This window comes from Streptomyces sp. S465, assembly GCF_026898115.1.
Taxonomy (GTDB): domain Bacteria; phylum Actinomycetota; class Actinomycetes; order Streptomycetales; family Streptomycetaceae; genus Streptomyces; species Streptomyces luomodiensis.
Genome location: NZ_CP114036.1, coordinates 3,107,613 through 3,127,183, shown reverse-complemented (window position 1 = coordinate 3,127,183; position 19,571 = coordinate 3,107,613). Strand labels below are relative to the sequence as shown.

Annotated in this window: 21 protein-coding genes; 11 read left to right on the top strand and 10 right to left on the bottom strand. The window is 71.6% G+C overall.

The features are described 5' to 3' along the window. Nucleotides 1-30 precede the first annotated feature (30 nt). Nucleotides 31-258 (top strand): hypothetical protein, encoded by a 228-nt coding sequence (locus N6H00_RS13590; protein ID WP_268971923.1) that lies wholly within the window; start codon nt 31-33, stop codon nt 256-258. A gap of 136 nt (nt 259-394) precedes the next feature. After that, the gene (locus N6H00_RS13585; RefSeq protein WP_268971922.1) at nt 395-592 is read left to right on the top strand and encodes a hypothetical protein; all 198 of its coding nucleotides are present in this window, start codon (nt 395-397) and stop codon (nt 590-592) included. 49 nt (nt 593-641) lie between these two features. On the opposite strand, the gene N6H00_RS13580 is transcribed toward N6H00_RS13585, so the two are convergent. Genes N6H00_RS13580 through N6H00_RS13565 form a run of 4 tightly spaced genes read right to left on the bottom strand, consistent with a single transcriptional unit; the run spans nt 642 to nt 4,333 of the window. Then, nucleotides 642-1,700, bottom strand: coding sequence for a hypothetical protein (locus tag N6H00_RS13580; RefSeq protein WP_268971920.1), 1,059 nt, complete (start codon nt 1,698-1,700; stop codon nt 642-644). Between the two features lie 6 nt (nt 1,701-1,706). Beyond that, nucleotides 1,707-2,537, bottom strand: a complete 831-nt coding sequence (locus N6H00_RS13575; RefSeq protein ID WP_268971919.1) for a hypothetical protein — start codon at nt 2,535-2,537, stop codon at nt 1,707-1,709. Nucleotides 2,538-2,549: 12 nt separating this feature from the next. After that, entirely contained in the window at nt 2,550-3,995 is a 1,446-nt protein-coding gene (locus N6H00_RS13570) for a hypothetical protein (protein ID WP_268971918.1), read from the bottom strand. Next, nucleotides 3,995-4,333 (bottom strand): hypothetical protein, encoded by a 339-nt coding sequence (locus N6H00_RS13565; protein WP_268971917.1) that lies wholly within the window; start codon nt 4,331-4,333, stop codon nt 3,995-3,997. Before N6H00_RS13565 ends, N6H00_RS13570 begins: the two co-directional genes overlap by 1 nt. A 195-nt stretch (nt 4,334-4,528) precedes the next feature. Here N6H00_RS13565 and N6H00_RS13560 point away from each other — a divergent pair, with 195 nt between their 5' ends. Next, nucleotides 4,529-4,669, top strand: a complete 141-nt coding sequence (locus tag N6H00_RS13560; RefSeq protein WP_268971916.1) for a hypothetical protein — start codon at nt 4,529-4,531, stop codon at nt 4,667-4,669. 22 nt (nt 4,670-4,691) lie between these two features. Here the strand turns inward: N6H00_RS13560 and N6H00_RS13555 are convergent, their stop codons facing one another. From N6H00_RS13555 to N6H00_RS13540, 4 genes are all read right to left on the bottom strand, one after another. Then, on the bottom strand, nt 4,692-5,114 hold the full coding sequence (locus N6H00_RS13555; RefSeq protein ID WP_268971915.1) for a Fur family transcriptional regulator: 423 nt from the start codon (nt 5,112-5,114) through the stop codon (nt 4,692-4,694). A gap of 128 nt (nt 5,115-5,242) precedes the next feature. Beyond that, entirely contained in the window at nt 5,243-6,115 is an 873-nt protein-coding gene (locus N6H00_RS13550; RefSeq protein ID WP_268971914.1) for a metal ABC transporter permease, read from the bottom strand. A 1-nt stretch (nt 6,116) separates the two neighbouring features. Then, nucleotides 6,117-7,013 (bottom strand): metal ABC transporter ATP-binding protein, encoded by an 897-nt coding sequence (locus tag N6H00_RS13545; protein ID WP_268971913.1) that lies wholly within the window; start codon nt 7,011-7,013, stop codon nt 6,117-6,119. A gap of 12 nt (nt 7,014-7,025) precedes the next feature. Then, a complete protein-coding gene (locus N6H00_RS13540; RefSeq protein WP_268971912.1) occupies nt 7,026-7,994 on the bottom strand; it encodes a metal ABC transporter substrate-binding protein in 969 nt (322 codons plus the stop codon). A gap of 150 nt (nt 7,995-8,144) precedes the next feature. On the opposite strand from N6H00_RS13540, the gene N6H00_RS13535 reads away from it, so the two are divergent. The 3 genes from N6H00_RS13535 to N6H00_RS13525 all read left to right on the top strand — a co-directional run bounded on the left by N6H00_RS13535 (nt 8,145) and on the right by N6H00_RS13525 (nt 10,567). Beyond that, nucleotides 8,145-9,527, top strand: coding sequence for a glycine--tRNA ligase (locus N6H00_RS13535; protein ID WP_268971911.1), 1,383 nt, complete (start codon nt 8,145-8,147; stop codon nt 9,525-9,527). A 135-nt stretch (nt 9,528-9,662) separates the two neighbouring features. Next, nucleotides 9,663-9,956 (top strand): hypothetical protein, encoded by a 294-nt coding sequence (locus N6H00_RS13530; protein WP_268971910.1) that lies wholly within the window; start codon nt 9,663-9,665, stop codon nt 9,954-9,956. A gap of 218 nt (nt 9,957-10,174) precedes the next feature. Next, complete coding sequence (locus N6H00_RS13525; protein WP_268971908.1) at nt 10,175-10,567, top strand: hypothetical protein; 393 nt, start codon at nt 10,175-10,177, stop codon at nt 10,565-10,567. A 27-nt stretch (nt 10,568-10,594) separates the two neighbouring features. Here the strand turns inward: N6H00_RS13525 and N6H00_RS13520 are convergent, their stop codons facing one another. After that, nucleotides 10,595-12,088: an MFS transporter gene (locus N6H00_RS13520; RefSeq protein WP_268971907.1), complete on the bottom strand. Its 1,494-nt coding sequence runs from the start codon at nt 12,086-12,088 to the stop codon at nt 10,595-10,597. On the opposite strand from N6H00_RS13520, the gene N6H00_RS13515 reads away from it, so the two are divergent. Further along, the gene (locus tag N6H00_RS13515) at nt 12,015-12,194 is read left to right on the top strand and encodes a hypothetical protein (protein ID WP_268977294.1); all 180 of its coding nucleotides are present in this window, start codon (nt 12,015-12,017) and stop codon (nt 12,192-12,194) included. The genes N6H00_RS13520 and N6H00_RS13515 overlap by 74 nt on opposite strands. After that, nucleotides 12,191-13,120, top strand: coding sequence for a helix-turn-helix transcriptional regulator (locus N6H00_RS13510; protein WP_443072944.1), 930 nt, complete (start codon nt 12,191-12,193; stop codon nt 13,118-13,120). Before N6H00_RS13515 ends, N6H00_RS13510 begins: the two co-directional genes overlap by 4 nt. A 65-nt stretch (nt 13,121-13,185) precedes the next feature. Here N6H00_RS13510 and N6H00_RS13505 read toward each other — a convergent pair whose 3' ends face one another. After that, nucleotides 13,186-14,676 (bottom strand): MFS transporter, encoded by a 1,491-nt coding sequence (locus N6H00_RS13505; protein ID WP_268971906.1) that lies wholly within the window; start codon nt 14,674-14,676, stop codon nt 13,186-13,188. Nucleotides 14,677-14,829: 153 nt separating this feature from the next. On the opposite strand from N6H00_RS13505, the gene dusB reads away from it, so the two are divergent. From dusB to N6H00_RS13490, 3 genes are all read left to right on the top strand, one after another. Continuing rightward, nucleotides 14,830-15,981: a tRNA dihydrouridine synthase DusB gene (gene dusB / locus N6H00_RS13500; protein WP_268971905.1), complete on the top strand. Its 1,152-nt coding sequence runs from the start codon at nt 14,830-14,832 to the stop codon at nt 15,979-15,981. Nucleotides 15,982-16,092: 111 nt separating this feature from the next. After that, nucleotides 16,093-17,340 (top strand): hypothetical protein, encoded by a 1,248-nt coding sequence (locus tag N6H00_RS13495; RefSeq protein ID WP_268971904.1) that lies wholly within the window; start codon nt 16,093-16,095, stop codon nt 17,338-17,340. Beyond that, entirely contained in the window at nt 17,337-19,559 is a 2,223-nt protein-coding gene (locus N6H00_RS13490; protein ID WP_268971901.1) for a VMAP-C domain-containing protein, read from the top strand. Before N6H00_RS13495 ends, N6H00_RS13490 begins: the two co-directional genes overlap by 4 nt. Nucleotides 19,560-19,571 lie beyond the last annotated feature (12 nt).

The following is a 19,571-nucleotide window of genomic DNA, read 5'->3' as shown; positions in this document are numbered from 1 at the left end:
CTCTGGGCACCCTAACTCAAGGAATGAAACATGGAAGATCCTCTTCACTTCTACGCAGAGGTTCGGGTCGTCGCCTCTCCCGACCGGCCGGAACTGGAGGGGGCTGTCGGCGCAATCGTCGGCATCTCTGAACCGCCGGACCCTGACACTGCTCCCAGCTTCGGGGTGATGCTTGACGGGTTCGACGTTGTACGCGTCTTTTCTGAGGAACAAATCGCTCCGACGGGACGGGACCGCCAGGAGTCGGATTACTACTGAGGCCTGCGGGGCCGAACGGGAGTCGAGTCACGTGCATACCGGGCGGCGAGATTGCACGATGGAGCGAACAGCAGCCTCCGATTGCGGGCTCGTGAGTCGTTCAAGTAGATTGATCGAGCTGCTTGTATCCCATGAGTTGTCCGACGAAGAGTCTGTCTCTGTGGAGGCATCGGCAGCTCTTGCCGAGGATGCCGCCACGTCACTAGGAGCTCTGTCGGATACCGAACGGGCGGAACTGATCTCGATCATTACCCAGATGGGTGAAGAGGTCGGGGATGAGGATCGTCGGCAAGTTCTCCTGGATCTCCCTGAAGGGCTTGGACTTACCGAGTGACCAGCGCTTTACCAATTTGCTCGACCTTTGTGCATGCATCCCGGCATCGTCAATTCGACGCGCCCCAGCCCCGCCGGTACGCGGCCCAGTCCCCCGGTGTCGCCGCGAAGTCCACGTACAGCGCGACGCCGAACCGCTCGCGGCGGGCGTCCTCGCGGCTCAGGCCGAGGCGGACGCCCCGGATGGCCGCTGTGACCGTTTCGGCCGACTCGTGGTGGCCGATGTCGTCGGTGTGGAAGGCCGGGAGGCCCATCAACAGGCGGGTGCCGGGCGGGGTCGCTTTCAGGGCGAGCCGGGTCTGCTGGGCGACGTAGCCCCCGTACAGGCTCTCCAGCGGCATTGCCGTGTCGTAGGACATCACCGCGATCTGGTCGACCCGGCGGGCGACCGCGCCGAAGTACGACGGTGACCACCACTTGGGGTGACCGGCGAGGAAACCCGCCACGGAGTGGAGGGCGGGGAGCGGATCGATCTGGTGTGCGGCCACCGACAGTGGTGCGCCGCGGGCGCGGGTGACCGCGTGCGCGTCGTCCAGCAGGGTCAGGAAGTCCCGGTCGCCGGAGTGCAGGGGCTCCAGGTCGAAGTGGACGCCCTCGAACCCCGCCTCCAGCACCTGTTGGGCCGCGTGCACGACCCGCTCGCGCGTCGCCCGTTCGCCGAGGTCCATCCCGGGTGGGCCCTCGGTGGACAGGACGTCGCCCAGCCACGCCTGGACGCGCACACCAGGCAGTTCGCGCCGCACCGCGTCCACCAGTCGGCGGGCCTTCGGGTAGCGCGACGCGGGCAGGCTGCCGTCGTGCTCCAGCGGGCCCGCGTGGACGTACAGGTCCCGGATGCCGGTGCCGCGCATCCGCCGGACCAGCTCGGCGAGCTGGGCCTCGCCGTTGCGCCCGTCCACCCAGGCGTGCCCGAGCCACACCGCGTCCCGCCCTCGGGTGCGCGTTCCGGGCGCGGGGGCTCCCGCGTACCGCAGCCGCAGCGACACCCCGGCGGTGAGGAGGGGCGCGGCCAGGAGCGCGGTGGTGCCCGCCGCGATGCGTTGGGGGCGCTTCAGGCGCGGATGCGACCAGGGCCGTACGAAGGCCGACCGGCTGTGTTCTCGGGGCATCGGCGGTCAGCCCCCGTCGTAGGACACGACCGTGCCGTGCAGGGCGTCGGCGACGCGCGAACCCAGGTCGTAGTCGCAGAGGTTGACGGTCCAGTTGCCGGCCGTGACCAGGGTCGCGGGCACCCCTTTGTAGGCGATGGCCTCGCGCAGCACCGCGTCACGGTCGGCGTCCGAGGCGTGCAGGGCCAGGGTGGCGCAGTTGGACGAGCCGGTGTCCGCGCCGGTGGTGCAGGTCAGCACCGTGTCCGACCGCTGCTTCCGGTCGCCGCAGCCGACCGCCGCGGCGAGGTCGTCGGCGAGGGCGCCGACCGACCGGTAGCGGGGGGTGCGGGGAATGTCCGGGAGCGGGTACTCGGGGATCTTGGTTTTCTCGGGCGGCAGTACGACACCGCCGAGGGCGGCGGCGATCCGGTTCGCGAAGCGCGGTTCGGTGACCCATACGAACCAGTGACCGGCGGCCACGATGGTGTGACTGGTGGGAGGCTCTCTGTGGGAGGCGATGGACTCGCCGATCTCGTCGCGGCTGAACTTCTTCGGGTTCAGCACTTGGATGTCGTTCTCGAACTTCGTGCCGTCGATGACGGAGGCGCATCCGAGGCCGCTTCCTCCAGCGCTGCCGCCCTGCGAACGGCGGGTGATCTCACACGGGACACCCCCCGCTTCGAGGGCTTCCACCACCGCGTCCGCGTCCGCGTACTCGGGCTTGGTGGGCACATTGCCCGGCATCGTGGCACTGGGGCTGGGTGACGAGCCGGCGTCGCCGCCCGACGTGGTGCCGCACGCGGCGAGGACGGCCGTGGCCGTCCCCGCCGCGAACACGCTGATCACTCGCTTCATGGACTCACTTCTTCAGGGGGCCTGGCCCGTCGCCGAGGGGCGCGGTATGGGGCCGGAACTGGGCTCGCTCGGTCTCTTGTCGCCTCCGTCCCCGTCGTCGTTCTTACCGCCCGAGGAGGGTGGGGTGGGGGACGGTCCGGGCTCGGGCGACGGTGTGCCGGGCTCCGGTTCGTCGGTGCCGGTGCCGTGCGACTCGCTGCCGTAGACCGGGTCGATGGTGATGGAGTGCCCCTTGGGGGTGTCGCTCTCCAATTGCTCCAGGGCCTTCTGGCGTTCCTCGTCGCTCAGAGCCTCCCACGCCTGGGCATCCTCGATATACGGCTGGAGCTTGTCCCAGTTCTCGGCGCGGGATTTGATGGCGCCCCCGCGGGGGTCCGAATCGTCCCCGTACTGCTCGTTCTTCTCACGGACGTCGGGGGTGTCGGCGGCGTAGAGCATGAACAACTGCTTGTCCGTGTCCGCACCGTACGGATTCTTCCGCAACTCCTGGAGGTAGTACGCGCTCAGGCGGATGTCCTCGTTGGGGTACTCCTCGATGTACTTGGTGAGCTGGGCGTCGCTGAGGTCTCCCAGATACGTACCGTCCTGCGTGGTGAACGCCTGCCGGTGTTGCTCTATGACGTTACGGGCCGTCTGTAGCTTTATGTGGGTGATGCCGAGCGACTTGTCCGGCTTGATCGTCTGCTGGAGGGTCCAGTTGAAGATCCTGCCGATGGTCGGCAGGAGACCATGGCCGTCCTGGTCGTAGTTCTGGTACCACTGCTGCTCCTGCCAGAGGATCGACAGCAGCAGCGTCTTGCTCACCCCGGTCTCCCTCGCGGCCCGCTCCACGGCGGCCAGCTGCGAGGGGGAGACGTTGATCGGATGCGTACCGTTGGGCGCCCCCGTCAGGCGCAGCGCGATGGCCAGCGGGCTGTTCTTCTTCAGCGCCTCCTTGACCAGCTTCGGGTCGGAGATCTCGGTGAGGCCGCTGATGGTCCGCAGCGCGGCCGCCGCCGTGGTGTCGGCCTTGGTCGCGCGGGACAGGGCGCCCTCGATGATGCCCTGGGCGTGCTGGACCGGATCGGATTGACTGTCGTCACCGGGGGCGGAGGCCGCCGGTGCGGCGCGGGAGACGCGACCGCTGTCGTCGACGGTCAGCTCATGGTCGTCGGCGTACGTGAGCGCGCTGCTCAGATCGCGCTGGGCGGCCTCGATCTCGTCGGCCAGGTCGTCGTAGACGCGGCAGAGCTCGCGCAGCGCCAGGTTCGCCGCCTCGTAGTCCTCGGCGTGCTTGACGAAGGTGCGGCGGGCGGCGAGGCCCGCGTCGGACACCCACTGTTTCTCCAGCGTGCGGGCCACGTCGTCGCGGGCGGCGGTGCCGATCTCCTCGCAGTGCTTGGCCGCGGTGAGCGCGTCGGTGGCCGCGTCCCGCCATGCCTGCGGGCTCGCGGACCGGAGGTCGGGCACGGAGACCATCAGGCACCCTCCAGCCAGCGGGCGTCCTTGCGCAGCTCCGCCGCGATGGACAGGTCGGTGTCCATGTAGTCGTCCATGGCGTCGGTGATGGCGGTGGCGGCTTCCCTGGCCGACTCGCCGAGATCGTGCAGACGGTTGCGCCACGCCGTCACGCACTCCTGATTGGGCCTCGCGACCGCCCATCCCGAGTGGGCCTTCCCGGCGGCCTCTGGGTCGTCCAGTTTGGTCTTGTTCTTGCCCGTCGCGCTGGTGGTGTGGAAGGCGCCGGCGGTCTTCTTCGGAGAGGGCGGATCGACGAAGAGGCCCGGCAACGCCGGCAGGTCCGGAAACAAGGACATCAGGCTTCCCCCCAAGTCAGCCGTAATGTTCATGCCTGTTCATGCACATGTACGGGCCCGTCGCCCCGCCGCGGGCGGGACGACGCGCGTACGTCCGTCTTTCCCGTACCGGACGGCGACAACCCTGGGGAGGAGGGGGACGAGGACCGTGGGCGGAGTGGTGCTCCAGGACGTGGCGGGGCCGTCCCGGCGGAGGTGCGTGCCCATGCCGAGGTCCGTGGTGAGGGCGGCCTGGTGGGCGACGGTGCGACGGGTGCGGCCATCGTTGGGGTGGCGGCGGTCGTCCTGATCCGGCTGCTCAGGATGTCGGGCTCGGCCGCGGCGCCCGCCCCGTAGGGCGGGGCCGAGGCGGGCCGGGTCAGTCCTGGGAGGGCTTGGTGGCGCAGTCGCCGCAGGTGCCGAAGATCTCGATCGTATGGGCCACGTCCACGAAGCCGTGTTCGGCGGCGATCGCGTCGGCCCACTTCTCGACGGCGGGGCCCTCCACCTCGACCGCCTTGCCGCAGGCGCGGCAGACCAGGTGGTGGTGGTGCTCCTCGCTGCTACAGCGGCGGTAGACCGCCTCGCCGTCCGTGGTGCGGAGGACGTCGACCTCGCCGGCGTCGGCGAGGGACTGGAGCGTGCGGTAGACGGTGGTCAGGCCCACCGAGTCGCCGCGGTGCTTGAGCATGTCGTGGAGCTCCTGCGCACTGCGGAACTCGTCCACCTCGTCCAGTGCCGCCGCCACCGCGGCGCGCTGCCTGGTGGACCGGCCGCGTACTGGGGGACCCGCGGTCGCCACAGCTGCCTCCTCAACCTCGCATGCTCCGTCGCCCTCGGCGCTCTCTCCGCGCCCGCTGCGCTTGCTGCCCGGCCATTGTGCCAGTTAACGCTGTGACAACGGGCGAGAGCGAGAACCTGAGCGAAGGACTATACGAGTACATCGTCCCTCAGAGTGCAGCGCTCCTCGGCGGCGGCGACCCGCTGTGCGCGTCGTTTCGCCAGGGGTGCGGCCAGGGCCGTGATCACCGCGAAGACGCCGATGGCGAGGACGACGATGCTCGCGCCGGGCGGGACGTTCTCGTAGAACGAGTACACCGTGCCGGACAGGGTGACCACGATGCCGATGGTGATCGCCAGGGCGAGCGTCATCGCGAAGCCCCGGGTGGCCTGCTGGGCGGCGGCGACCGGGACCACCATCAGGGCGCTGACCAGGAGCAGGCCCACGACGCGCATGGCGACGGTGACGGTGACGGCGGCGGTGATGGCCAGCAGCAGGTTGAGCGTGCGCACCGGGAGGCCGGTCACCCGGGCGAACTCCTCGTCCTGGCACACCGCGAACAGCTGGCGGCGCAGCCCCAGGGTGATCAGGACGACGAAGGCGGCCAGGAGGGAGATCGCGACCACGTCGTCGGGGGAGACCGTGGTGATCGAGCCGAAGAGATAGGTGGTGAGGTTGGCGTTGGAGCCGGTCGGCGAGAGGTTGATCAGCAGCACACCGCCCGCCATACCGCCGTAGAAGAGCATCGCGAGTGCGAGATCGCCACGGGTCTTGCCGTACCAGCGGATCAGCTCCATGAGGATCGCGCCGAGGGCGGAGACGAGAACGGCGGTCCACACCGGGTTGGCGCCGGTCAGGAAGCCGAGGGCGACGCCGGTGAGCGCGACGTGGCCGATACCGTCGCCCATGATCGCCTGACGGCGCTGGACGAGGTAGATACCGACGGCGGGCGCGGTGATGCCGACCATGACGGCGGCGAGCAGGGCCCGCTGCATGAAGGCGTAGTCGAGGATCTCGAGCATCTCAGGTCAGCAACCCTGTCCGGATCGGTTCGGCGTCGGGCGCCGCGTGGGGGTGGACGTGATCATGGCCGGGCAGGGCGTGCTGGCCCACGGCCTTGGGCGGCGGCCCGTCGTGCACGACGCAGCCGTCCCGGAGCACCACCGCGCGGTCGATCAGCGGCTCCAGCGGGCCCAGCTCATGGAGGACGAGGAGGACCGTGGCGCCCGCGGCGACCTGCTCGCGGAGGGTGTCCGCGAGGATCTCCTGGCTGGCGAGGTCGACGCCGGCCATCGGCTCGTCCATGATCAGCAGTTCCGGTTCGCCCGCGAGGGCGCGGGCGATCAGAACGCGCTGGTGTTGACCGCCGGAGAGGGCGCTCACCGGGTCCCGGACGCGGTCGGCCATGCCGACGAGCTCCAGGGCCCGCTGAACGGCCGCCCGGTCGGCCTTGCGTGGCGGGCCGAACCGGCGGCGGGCCAGCCGGCCCGCCGAGACGACCTCGCGGACGGTCGCGGGGACGCCACTGGCGGCGGTGGTGCGCTGCGGTACGTAACCGATCCGGGCCCAGTCGCGGAAGCGGCGGCGCGGGGTGCCGAAGAGGGCCAGCTCACCGCCGCTGAGCGGCACCTGGCCGACGATGGACCGTACGGCGGTGGACTTGCCCGAGCCGTTGGCGCCGAGCAGCGCCACGACCTCGCCGCGGCGGACGGTCAGGTCGACGCCGCGCAGCACGGTGCGGCCGCCCAGGGTGGCGGTGGCGCCATGCAGGGATATCGGGTCGAGGGCCGGGCCGCGGTCAGCGGCGGTGCCGTGCTTCTCGGTGGCCGTGCCGCGCTCCGCCGGCTGGGATATGTCAGGCTCCTCGGTGTCCCCGGGGTCCCGGGCTTCCCCGGTCTCCCTGGTCTCCTCGGTTTCCATTGGGTTCCTCCGTTACTTGGCGCCCAGTGCCGTCTGCAGGGCCTTGAGGTTGGACCGCATGACCTGGATGTAGTCATCGCCCTTGGACTTGGTCCCGATGCCCTCGATCGGATCGAGCACATCGGTGCGCAAGTCGAGATCGCCCGCCAGCGTCTTGGCCGTGCGGTCGCTCACCAGGGTTTCGAAGAAGACGGTGTTGACCTTGTCCTTCTTGGCGATGGTATGCAGCTCCTTGACCCGGGCCGGGCTGGGCTCGGATTCGGGGTCGAGCCCGGAGATCGCCTCCTGCCGCAGACCGTAGCGCTCGGAGAGGTAGCCGAAGGCGGCGTGGGTCGTGATGAAGGTGTCCGAGGAACGGTCCTTCAAACCGTTCCGGAAGTCCTGGTCGAGCGTGTTCAGCTGCTTGACCAGGGCGGTGGTGTTCTTCTTGTATGTCTCGGCGTGATCGGGGTCGGCCTTCTCCAGCGCCTTGCCGACACCCTTGGCGACCTGGGCGTAGCGCACCGGATCCAGCCAGATGTGGGGGTCGGCGGCGGCGTCGCCGGAGTGGGCGTGGTCGTCGTGTCCTTCCTCGCCCTCGTGCTCATGGCCCTCCACCTCGGTGCCGTGGTCCTCCAGGGTGGTGTACGAGGCGGCGTCGGCGACGTGCTCGGGCTGGGCCTGGGCGATGGCGCGGTCGACGGAGGGCTGGAGTCCCTTGAGGTAGACCACCAGGCCCGCCTTGCTGAGGTCGGCGGTCTGCCGGGGGCTGATCTCCAGGTCGTGCGGCTCGACACCGGGCTTGGTCAGCGTGGACACATGGATGGCGGACCCGCCGATCCGCTCGGCGAGGAACTGCATCGGATAGAACGACGCCACCACGTCGAGCTTGCCGTCCGTCCTTCCGTCTCCGGCGTCGGAGGAGCAGGCTGTCAGGGTGGTCAGACCCAGTGCGGCGGCTCCGACGAGAGCGGTCGTGGGCCTGAGGCGGCGTATGTTCATGACTCTCATTTTCAACAAAAATGGAAACGATTGTCAACAAGTGCCCTCTTGGTGATCGCTTCGCGCATCGATTTGATCCGGGGGGTGCCGCCGCCGGTAACCTGAAGCATTCGCTTCGTCGTCAATGTCGTCATCAATGAAGAGAGCACCGTGGCCGCCGACAAGATCGACACCATCGTCAGCCTCAGCAAGCGCCGTGGCTTCGTCTACCCGTGCAGCGAGATCTACGGCGGCCAGCGCGCCGCCTGGGACTACGGACCGCTCGGTGTGGAGCTGAAGGAGAACATCAAGCGGCAGTGGTGGCGTGCCATGGTCACCTCGCGTGACGACGTCGTCGGTATCGACTCGTCCGTGATCCTGGCCCGTGAGGTGTGGGAGGCGTCCGGCCACGTCGCCACCTTCACGGACCCGCTCACCGAGTGCACCTCCTGCCACAAGCGGTTCCGCGCGGACCACCTGGAGGAGGCGTACGAGGCCAAGCACGGCCGGCTGCCCGAGAACGGCCTGGCCGACGTCAACTGCCCGCACTGCGGCAACAAGGGCAGCTTCACCGAGCCCAAGCAGTTCTCCGGGCTGCTCTCCACCCACCTCGGCCCCACCCAGGACTCCGGCTCGGTCGCGTATCTGCGCCCCGAGACCGCCCAGGGCATCTTCACCAACTTCCTCGCCGTCCAGCAGACCTCGCGCAAAAAGCCGCCGTTCGGTATCGCGCAGCTCGGCAAGTCGTTCCGCAACGAGATCACGCCGGGCAACTTCATCTTCCGCACCCGTGAGTTCGAGCAGATGGAGATGGAGTTCTTCGTCAAGCCGGGCGAGGACGAGAAGTGGCACGAGTACTGGATGGAGCAGCGCTGGAACTGGTACCGGGACCTCGGTCTCCAGGAGGCGAACATCCGGTGGTACGAGCACCCCAAGGAGAAGCTCTCCCACTACTCCAAGCGCACCGCTGACATCGAGTACCGCTTCCAGTTCGGTGGCTCGGAGTGGGGCGAGCTGGAGGGTGTGGCCAACCGCACCGACTACGACCTGAAGGCGCACTCCGCCGCCTCCGGCCAGGACCTGTCGTACTTCGACCAGGACGCCGGCGAGCGCTGGACCCCCTATGTGATCGAGCCGGCGGCGGGCGTGGGCCGCGCCATGCTGGCCTTCCTGCTCGACGCGTACGTCGAGGACGAGGCGCCCAACGCCAAGGGCAAGATGGAGAAGCGCGCCGTGATGCGGCTCGACCCGCGGCTGGCGCCGGTCAAGGTCGCGGTGCTGCCGCTGTCCCGCAACGCGCAGCTCTCGCCGAAGGCCAAGGGGCTCGCGGCGGACCTGCGCAAGCACTGGAACATCGAGTTCGACGACGCCGGCGCGATCGGCCGCCGCTACCGTCGCCAGGACGAGATCGGCACCCCGTTCTGCGTCACCGTGGACTTCGACACGCTGGACGACAACGCCGTCACCGTGCGTGAGCGCGACACGATGAAGCAGGAGCGGGTCTCCCTCGACCAGATCCAGTCCTACCTGGGCGGCCGCCTGATCGGCTGCTGACCCGGTCCGGGCCGACGGCCCGGAGCACGGCACCGGACACATACCCGACGACGGGCTCCGGCGCCGCGGACGCGACGTCCGTGGCACCGGAGCCCGTCGGCTCGGCAGAACGGGGGTTCACCCATCGTGCGAGGCGTGACGCACCACATCACCGCCATCCGCGAGGACGGCACGGTCTTCGAGGTGAGCTACGGCTACGGTCCGGGGCAGCGGCGGCTGCTCGGCTGCCTCCACTGCGACTGGCAGGAGCGGATCACCTACGGCGGCGCCCGGCACAAGGGGCTCGATCACCTGGCCCAGGCACACGGGGCCCTCGGCTCGCCGCGGATGACCGCCGACGCGGCGGCGCGGCGGCAGGTCGTCCTGATCATGCTGGCCTGTTTCGCGGTGGCCGCGCTCATCCTGTGGTGGGCCGCCTCCCAGGCATGACCCCCTCCTGGGCGTGACCCCCTCCCGGGCGTGACGGGCGTCCCTGGCGTGACGGGCGTCCCTGGCGTGACGGGTGTCCCGGGCGTGACGGGCGTCCGGGCGGACCGCCTCTCGGGCGTGACCGGTGTCCCGGCGTCCCTGGTGTGACCGCCTCCCGGGCGTGACGGGCGTCCGGTGTCCCGGGTGTGACGGGTGTCCCGGGCGGACCGCCTCCCTGGGTGACGGGCGTCCCGGGCGTGACCGGCTCCTCCCAGGCGGACCGCCTCCCGGGCGTGACGGGTGTCCTGGGCGTGACCGGTGTCCCGGCGTCCCAGGTGGACCGCCTCCCTGGTGTGACGGGCGTCCTGGGCGTGACCGGCTCCTCCCAGGCGGACCGCCTCCCGGGCGTGACGGGTGTCCTGGGCGTGACCGGTGTCCCGGCGTCCCAGGTGGACCGCCTCCCTGGTGTGACGGGTGTCCTGGGCGTGACCGGCTCCTCCCAGGCGGACCGCCTCCCGGGCGTGACGGGCGTCCCTGGTGTGACGGGCGTCCCGGGCGTGACCGGCTCCTCCCAGGCGGACCGCCTCCCGGGCGTGACCGGCGTCCTGGGCGTGACCGGCCCCCAGGTGTGACCGGTGCCGGGTGACGGGGCATTCCGCCTACGACACCGCGCGCGGCAGCCGCAAGCTCAGCAGCAGGGTCATCACGATCGCCCCCAGCTGGGCCGCGAGCGTGCTGACCAGCGCGTCGCCCATGCCCGCCGACGGCTCCAGGGCCAGGAAGAGCGTGCCGAGCGTCGCCACGCCCAGCGCCAGCGCCGACTGCTGGGTGGTGACCATCACACCGCTCCCCACTCCGGCCCGCTCGCTCGGCACATCGGCCAGCACGATCCGGATCAGCACCGGAAGCTGCAACCCCTGCCCGAACCCGGCCAGCGCCACGCCCGGCAGCAGCCCGGCCAGCGACAGATCCGGCCAGTCCCGCCATACGGCCAGCATCAGCGTGCCGATGCCCACCGCCTGGAGCAGCCCGCCCGCGGTCACCACCCGGCTCCCGTAGCGGCCCACCAGGCGCGGCCCCAGCAGCGAGGCGACGAAGAACGCCGTCGCCATCGGCACCAGCGCCAGCCCGGCCTCGACCGGTCCGTACCGCAGGCCCTGCTGGAGCGCGACGGCGATGACGAACATGAAGCCGCCGAAGCCGATCGAGAACGGCACCACGATCGGCAGCCCGCGCCGCAGCCCGCGCTCCGCGAACAGGCTCGGCGGCAGCAGCGGCACGAGTCCGGCCCGGTCGGCGCGCCGCTCCACCACGTAGAACGCGGCGGCCACGAACGGGAACGCGCCCAGCACCAGCCAGGTCCACAGCGGCCAGCCCGCCGCCCGGCCCTCGGTCAGGGGCACCATCAGCGTGATCAGCGACAGCGCCAGCAGCACGGTGCCGGGGACGTCCACCGGCGCGGGCCGCTCCGAGCGGGTCTCGGGGACCGTGCGGACCGCGAGGACCAGGCCGATCAGCGCGACCGGCACATTGACCAGGAAGACCGCGCGCCACCCGGTGCCCGCGATGTCCGCGGCCACCAGCACACCGCCCAGGATCTGCCCCGCCACCATCGACAGACCGGCCGTCGCGCCGTACAGGCTGAGCGCGCGGGCGCGGCGCGAACCGCTGGTCGAGGCGTGGATCGTGGCGAGCACCTGGGGCAGCATCAGCGCGGCCGCGGCGCCCTGCGCCACCCGGGCGCCCACCAGGCTCCAGGCGTCCGGCGCGAGCCCGCAGGCCAGCGAGGTCACGCCGAAGGCCGCCATCCCGGTGAGGAAGAGCCTGCGCCGTCCGAAGGTGTCGCCCAGCCGGCCGCCGAGGACCAGCAGCACCGCGTACGCCACGCCGTATCCGGCGACGACGAGTTCCAGCACGGCCGGGCCGGCGTGGAGATCGCGGTCCATGGTGGGCAGGGCCACGTTGACGATGAAGAAGTCGATCAGGGGCAGCGCCGCGCCCAGCAGCACGGTGAACAGCCCGAGGGGGCTGAGGGCGGGGCCGGAGGGTCTCGCCCGTGTCGCCCGTGTCGTGGGCGTCGTGGATGTGGATGTCGTGGGTGTCGTGGATGTCGCGGGTGTCGTTCGGATCGTTCGTGTCTGCGTCTCGGTCACGCTGACGACGATGTCGCGCCGCTCAGACTGGTACCAGAGTGTCTTTATCCTGGTACCAGAAGTACCTGGCAACCGGCTGAGGCTCTCCGGCATCCTGGAGGCATGACCACGATGGTGCAGGAGGCCGCGGCCGGTGCGACGGCCGGGAGCAGGGGCGCGGGGGCCGAGACACGCGGCGATCCGAGACGAGGCGAGCTGGCGGCGTTCCTGCGCAGCCGGCGGGAGCGGATCACACCCGAGCAGGTGGGTCTGCCCCGGGGCCGCCGCCGGCGGACGCCCGGTCTGCGCCGCGAGGAGGTCGCGCAGCTCTCGGCCGTCGGAGTGACCTGGTACACGTGGCTGGAGCAGGCCCGCGACATCCACGTCTCGGCGCAGGTCCTCGACGCCATCGCCCGCGCGCTGCTCCTGGACCGCAGCGAGCGCGCCCATCTCTTCGCGCTGGCCGGGACCGTCGACCCGACCCCGGCCAGTGAGTGCACGGGCGTTCCGGAGACGCTGCAACGCATGCTGGAGCAGCTGGAGCCGTTCCCCGCCTGCGTCCAGAACAGCCGCTTCGACCTGCTGGCCTACAACCGCACCTACCGGCTGCTGATGTGCGACCTGGACCGGGTGCCGCCGGAGGACCGCAACTGCCTGTGGCTGGCCTTCACCCACGACGGGTGGCGCTCCAGCCTGGTGGACCGGGACGAGACGATCCGGCTGATGGCGGCCAAGTTCCGGGCCGTGATGGCCGAGCATGTCGCCGAGCCCGCCTGGAAGGCGATGGTGAAGCGGCTGGAGGACGCCTCTCCTGAGTTCCGGGAGATCTGGGCGCGGCACGAGGTGGTCCGGCCCGGCGACAAGATCAAGGTCTACCGCCAGTCGCGGGTGGGCATCGTCCGGCTGGCCTCCACCAGCCTGTGGACCGGCCCCCAGCAGGGTCCCAAGCTGCTCACCTACACCCCGGCGGACGCCGAGACGCATGAGCGCCTGCTGCGGCTGCACGCCATGGCGCTCGAGGAGGAGGCCGCCCCGGAACCGGCGGGAACCTGACCCGCCGCCGGGGCGGCCTCCTTACGCGGCACGTGGCGCATGGCGTACGCCATACACCTCGCGCCTCACGCCTTGGCGCCGGCCGATGTCTGCGCCGCCGGCGCGCCCTCCTCGAAGAGCGCGGCCGCGTGCCGGGTCGTCGCCTGGGCCCAGCGGCCGGTGGTCACCAGTCCCAGCAGCAGGATGACGGCGCCGCATCCGGCGATGATCCACCAGGCGGGGCGGGCGGCGTCCACGAACGCCGCCGCGGCCGCCGGCGAGGCCGCGTGTCCCGTTCCGGCCGCCGCCGCCGACGCGGCGCCCGCCGCCAGCACCGCGCCGATCACCGCGACGCCGAGCGACTGGCCCACCTGGCGGCTGGTGGAGGCGACGGCCGCGGCGACTCCCGCCTGGGAGCGGGGCATTCCGGAGACCGCCGTATTGGTGATGGGCGCGTTGACCATGCCGAAGCCGAGGCCGAACAGCACATAGCCGACCAGCAGCCCCGCATCGGTCGCCTGGGCGTCGAAGACCGCGAACATCACCCCGCTGGCCGTTATGGCGACGCCGGCCGCCAGCATCGACGGCCGGGGGCCGCGGGCGCCCACCAGCCGCCCGGACAGCGGTGCGCAGACGAAGCACATGAACGCCATGGGCAGCATCCACAGCCCGGCGTGCAGCGCGTCGAGCCCGCGCACGTCCTGGAGGTAGAGGGTGTTCATGAAGAGGTAGCCGCCGAGCGCCGCGAAGGCGCACACCGCGACCACCGTCGCCCCGCTGAACGGCGCGCTGTGGAAGAACCGCACGTCGATCAGCGGTTCCTCGCGCCGCCCCTCGTACCGGACCAGTGCGAGCAGCCCCACGACGGCGACCGCCCAGCAGGTCGCGATCAGCGGCGAGTCCCAGCCGCGGTCCGGCGCCTCGATGATCGCGTAGGTGAGGGTGCCCAGCACCGCGATGACCAGCAGCTGGCCGATCGGGTCGGCCCGGCGTGGCCTGGGGGCGCGCGACTCGGGGACGAAGCGGGCGGTGAGGGCCAGCGCCGCGATCCCGATCGGAAGGTTTATCCAGAAGATCGAGCGCCAGCCGACCGATTCGACCAGCAGTCCGCCCACGATCGGTCCGGCCGCCATGCTGATGCCGACGACCCCGCCCCAGATCCCGATGGCGCGGGCCCGCTCCTTGGGCTCGGTGAAGACGTTGGTGATGATCGACATGGCGACGGGGTTGAGCATCGAACCGCCGATCGCCTGCACCCCGCGGAAGCCGACCAGCGCTTCCAGATTGGGTGCGACGCTGCACAGCGCCGACCCGATGGTGAAGATCACCAGCCCGGTCTGGAAGGTGCGCTTGCGCCCGACCCGGTCGGCCGTGGAGCCCGAGAGCATCAACAGCGCGGCGAGGACGAGGGTGTACGCGTCGATCGTCCACTGCATTCCGGAGACGGAGGCGTGCAGGTCGTTCCGCATCACCGGCAGGGCGACATTGAGGACGGTGTTGTCGAGGCTGACGAGCAGCAGGCTCATGCAGCAGATCGCCAGCACAAGCATGCGCCGCCGATGGCTGAGCTCACGCATGGTTGAACGCTACATCGATAGTGTCCGTACGGCGGCCATGACCGCCCTGTCGGTCCTCCTCCTGGGTGCGGGACAATGAGAGACCGGCCCGCACCGGGCGGCCCGCCGATCGACCCGCCCTCCCACCGTAGTACCCACGAGGAAGCCCACTCCATGACGCCGACGCCGCACGCACAGCTGGAGATCGGACCGCATACGGTCCAGCCGCCGGTCGTGCTCGCACCGATGGCCGGGATCACCAACGCGCCGTTCCGCACCCTGTGCCGGGAGTTCTCCGGCGGGAGGGGGCTGTTCGTCAGCGAGATGATCACCACCCGGGCGCTGGTGGAGCGCGACGCCAAGACGATGCGGCTGATCCACTTCGACGGGACCGAGAAGCCGCGCTCCATCCAGCTGTACGGGGTGGACCCGGTGACCGTCGGCAAGGCCGTCCGGATGATCGTGGACGAGGACCTGGCCGACCACATCGACCTCAACTTCGGCTGCCCGGTGCCCAAGGTGACCCGTAAGGGCGGCGGCTCGGCGCTCCCGTACAAGCGGCATCTGCTGCGCTCGATCCTGCGCGAGGCGGTGGCCGCCGCGGGCCCGCTGCCGGTGACCATGAAGATGCGCAAGGGCATCGACGACGACCACATCACCTACCTCGACGCGGGCCGGATCGCGGTCGAGGAGGGCGTGACCGCGATCGCCCTGCACGGCCGCACCGCGGCCCAGCACTACGGCGGCACCGCCGACTGGGAGGCGATCGCCCGCCTGAAGGAGGCCGTCCCCGAGATCCCGGTGCTGGGCAACGGCGACATCTGGTGTGCCGACGACGCGGTCCAGATGATGCGCGAGACCGGCTGCGACGGCGTGGTCGTGGGGCGCGGCTGCCTGGGGCGGCCCTGGCTCTTCGGCGATCTGGTGGCCGCGTTCGAGCCCGGCCCCGAGCCGCCGGTGTCCGCGCGGCCGACGCTGAAGGAGGTCGCGGCCGTGATGCGCCGCCACGCCGAGCTGCTCGCCGAGTGGCTGGCGGACGAGGAGCGCGGCGTGATCGATTTCCGTAAGCATGTCGCCTGGTACACCAAGGGGTTCTCGGTCGGCTCGGAGATGCGCAAGCGGCTGGCGATCACCTCGTCCCTGGCCGAGCTGGACGCCCTGCTGGCGGAGCTGGACCTGGACCAGGAGTGGCCCCCCGGCGCCGACGGCCCGCGCGGCCGCACCTCGGGCCGCAACCGCGTGGTGCTGCCCGACGGCTGGCTGGACGACCCGTACGACCGCGCGGGGGTCGGCGCGGACGCGGAGCTGGACACCTCGGGCGGCTGAACCGGTTCGTCCTGGGGCGTGCGGGGGCATCACGGGTGAGGGCGGGTCCGGCACGGGCTAGAGTGATGGGCTCGTGGTCACGGTGGGGATCAAGGCGATCTGGGGGGATCGGTGACAAGCGTCGTCTTCGTCCACGGCACGGGGGTCCGGGCCAAGTCGTACGAGAAGAGCTTCGCGCGGGTCGTGAGCGGCCTGGGGCGGGTGAGAGCCGAGGTCAGGGTCGTCCGCTGCTTCTGGGGCGAGGAGCACGGCGCCTCGCTGGGACTTGACGGGGCGTCGGTCCCGGTGCGGACGAGGAACCGCGGGCTCGGCGACGACGGCCCGCTGGACGAGGACGACCCGCTGGCCGTATGGGCGCTGCTGGAGGTGGACCCGCTCGCCGAGCTGCGGGAGTTCGCGGAGGCGGCGCGGGCGCGGCGCGGCGCGGGCGCGCGGCCCGGCTTCGCCCCGGGCCGTCAGGACCCCTGGCGGGCCATCGCCGACACGGTGCGCGGGCTGAGCCTGGAGGGGGTGGCCGGCGGCGGGGAGAGCCTGGACGAGCTGGTCCGTGACCTCGCGCCGCACCTCGGCCCGGCCGGCGGCCGCGTCGCCCAGGAGATCTCCCGCAGCCTCGGCGGCACTCCGCCCGTCGACGGCATCGAGGCGATCGCGGCCCGCGCCGTGTACGCCCTGGCCGTCCAGCGGGCCGAGGGCCCGCAGGGCGCCGATGAACCGCTCGCGGTGGACGGCGCCGACCGGGACACCGTCGTCGGCGCGCTCACCGACCGGCTCGGCGGCACCGACCGGGGCGGATTCGTCGCCCGCGCCGCCAAGGGCGTCGCCGTACGGGCCCTCAACTCCTACCTCTCACCGCTGTCCTCGCTGGCCCACACCTTCCGCGGCGGGATCACCAAGGGCTCCGTCCCGGCCAGTGGCGACATCCTCCGCTACCAGGTGCGCGGCGCCGGGGTGCGCGCCGCGATCCGTACGGCGGTGGACGAGACGGTCGCCGCGGGGGACGGGCCGGTGGTGCTGCTCGCCCACAGCCTCGGCGGGATCGCCTGCGCCGATCTGCTCGCCGAGCCCGATCCGCCCGCCGGGGTGGAGCTGCTGGTGACGGTCGGCTCACAGGCGCCGTTCCTCTACGAGCTGGACGCGCTCACCGCGCTGCGCCGGGGCGAGCCGCTGCCCGCCGCCTTCCCCCGCTGGATCAACGTCTACGACGAGCAGGACCTGCTGGGTTTCGTCGGGGCGAAGGTCTTCCCCGGCCGGGTCACCGATGTGCGCGTCGACACCCGCCAGCCCTTCCCGCGCGCCCACACCTCCTACTTCGCCCACCAGAGGCTGTACGACCTGCTGGCCCCGGAGCTGCCGGCGTGACAGCGGTGGAACACGACTGGCGCCGCACCCACGCCGTGCTCGTGGCGGTCGAGCGGTACAACGGCAGCGACGGCCTCAACCTCGACGGCCCGGTGCACGACGCCCTCGCCATGCGGGAGTGGCTGACCGGGCAGGGCGTACCGGCGGAGAACATCCAGCTGCTCGCCTCGCCCCTGGAGCACAACCGGGCGGCCCTGGAGGCGGCGCACCCCGGTTACCGCCCGGCGGAGCGCGCCGATGTGCGCCAGGTCTTCCAGGACGAGCTGCGGTCCATCGACGCCGACTGGCTGTGGGTCTACTGGGCCGGGCACGGCGTGCAGACCCAGCGCGGCCGGTGGAGCCTGCTCTACCCGGAGACCCGGGACACCGACCTCCAGGGCGCGGACGCCGACGGCCTGATCCATCTGATGCACACCGAGCATCTGCCGTGGGACGGCGTGGACCGGGTCACCGTGATCATCGACGCCTGCCGCCAGGCACTCGACCCCGGCGTCCACGAGCTGGCCGACGAGCCGGACGACCTCGCACAGACCCCCCAGGTCGACGTGGAGCGCCCGATCTACTGGATGCGGGCGTGCCAGGCCGGGGCGGTGGCCAAGCAGCAGCAGGGCACCGGCCGGTTCACCGCCGCACTGCTGCGGCAGCTCCACGCGGCCGTGGCCGACGGCGCGGACCTGGATCTGGACCGGGTCTGGCAGGGCGTGGTGGAGGAGTTCGAGCGGGCGGGCGACGCCGGTCGGCAGCGCCCGACGGTGTACGTCAGCGGCTGGCGCGAGAACGTGCGGGTGGTCCGGCTCGGCCCGCCCGGCCCGCCGCCCGGCCCACCGCTCGATCCGCTGCTGAGCCGGTTCCGGGAGACCCTGGTCCTGGAGGCGTCGGGGCTGCTCGGGGCCGATCCGGCCGGATCGGCGGCGCGGGTCGCCGCCCGGCTGCGCATGGAGTTCACCGACGCGCCGCCCGCGACGGGCGCCCTGCTGGCGCAGGAGCTGGTCGACTGGGCGCTCGCCCATGAGCACGGACTCGCCACCCTCTTCCACGCGCTCGCCGAACAGGCCCCGGACCAGCGGATCGGCGCGGAGGCCCGCGAGGCGTGCCGCAGGCTCCAGAAGCAGTGGCTCACCTGCGCCGAGTACACCGAGCTGGTCGCACTCCTGGGCCGGCTGGACGAGCCGGGCCGCGCCGACGTCGTCGCGGCGGCGCACCAGCAGTTCGGCCCCGCCCGGCTCCCCGCGCACGATCCGGTCGCCCTGGCCGACGCCCTCGAGGAGCTGGTGCCCAGACCGCACCAGCTGCCGCAGCTGCTGAGCACCGTGGAGCACTTCGCCGCGTACTCCGACGGCGCCGTCGCCGCCGAGCTGCGCGTCTGGGCGGGCGCCTGCGCGGTCCGGCTCGGCATGAAGGACGTCCTGCTGGACCACCGCGCCCGCGCCACGGCCGAGGCCGAACGGGCCCGGACGGCCGGCCCCGCCGAGCGCCGGCGCATCCAGATAAGGCTCCACCCGCCGCACGGCCCCGGCCAGCGGCGGGCCTACGAGGTGTGGGCGCGGCGTGGCGACGAGGTCGACGCGCTGGCGAAGGTCGACACCCCGGCCTCCCCGGAGGAGATGCAGCGGGGGATCGACGCCCTGCTGGCCGCGCACGCCCGCGCCACGGAGACCGTGGTGGAGTTCTTCGTCCCGTCCACCGACCTGGAACTCGACGTGCACCGCTGGCCGCTGGACGCGGGCAAGCCGCAGGAGCGCTCGCTCGGCACCGACTTCCCGGTCGTCCTGCGCTGCGCCGAGCTGCGCCAGCCCGAGCGGCGCCATCTGTGGGAGCGGCGCTGGTCCCGGGTCGCCGGGGCCACCCCGGGGGACCTGCACTGGCTGCCCGGCCACACCCACAGCTTCGCGCAGGTCCGGGCCGCCATGGAGCGGCAGGAGACCGCCCCGGGCGCGATGACGGCCAGTCCGGCGTGGACCCGCTCGAAGATCTTCACCGCGTGTCTCTTCGACGGCGTGCCCGTGCTCGTCTGGGACACCGGCACCAAACCGGCCCTCACCGAGCAGCAGCTGAGGACCCTGCTGGGCACCGGGCCGCTGGAGCACCTGCCCCAGCGGCTCCGCAAGCTCCGGCTGGAGAGCGACGCCGACGAAAGCCATCCGGGCCGGCAGCTGGCCCTGCTGTGGGACGACCCGCACCGACCGCTTCCCGACCGACTCGACCTGTCGGCACCCTGAGTCCGCACCCTG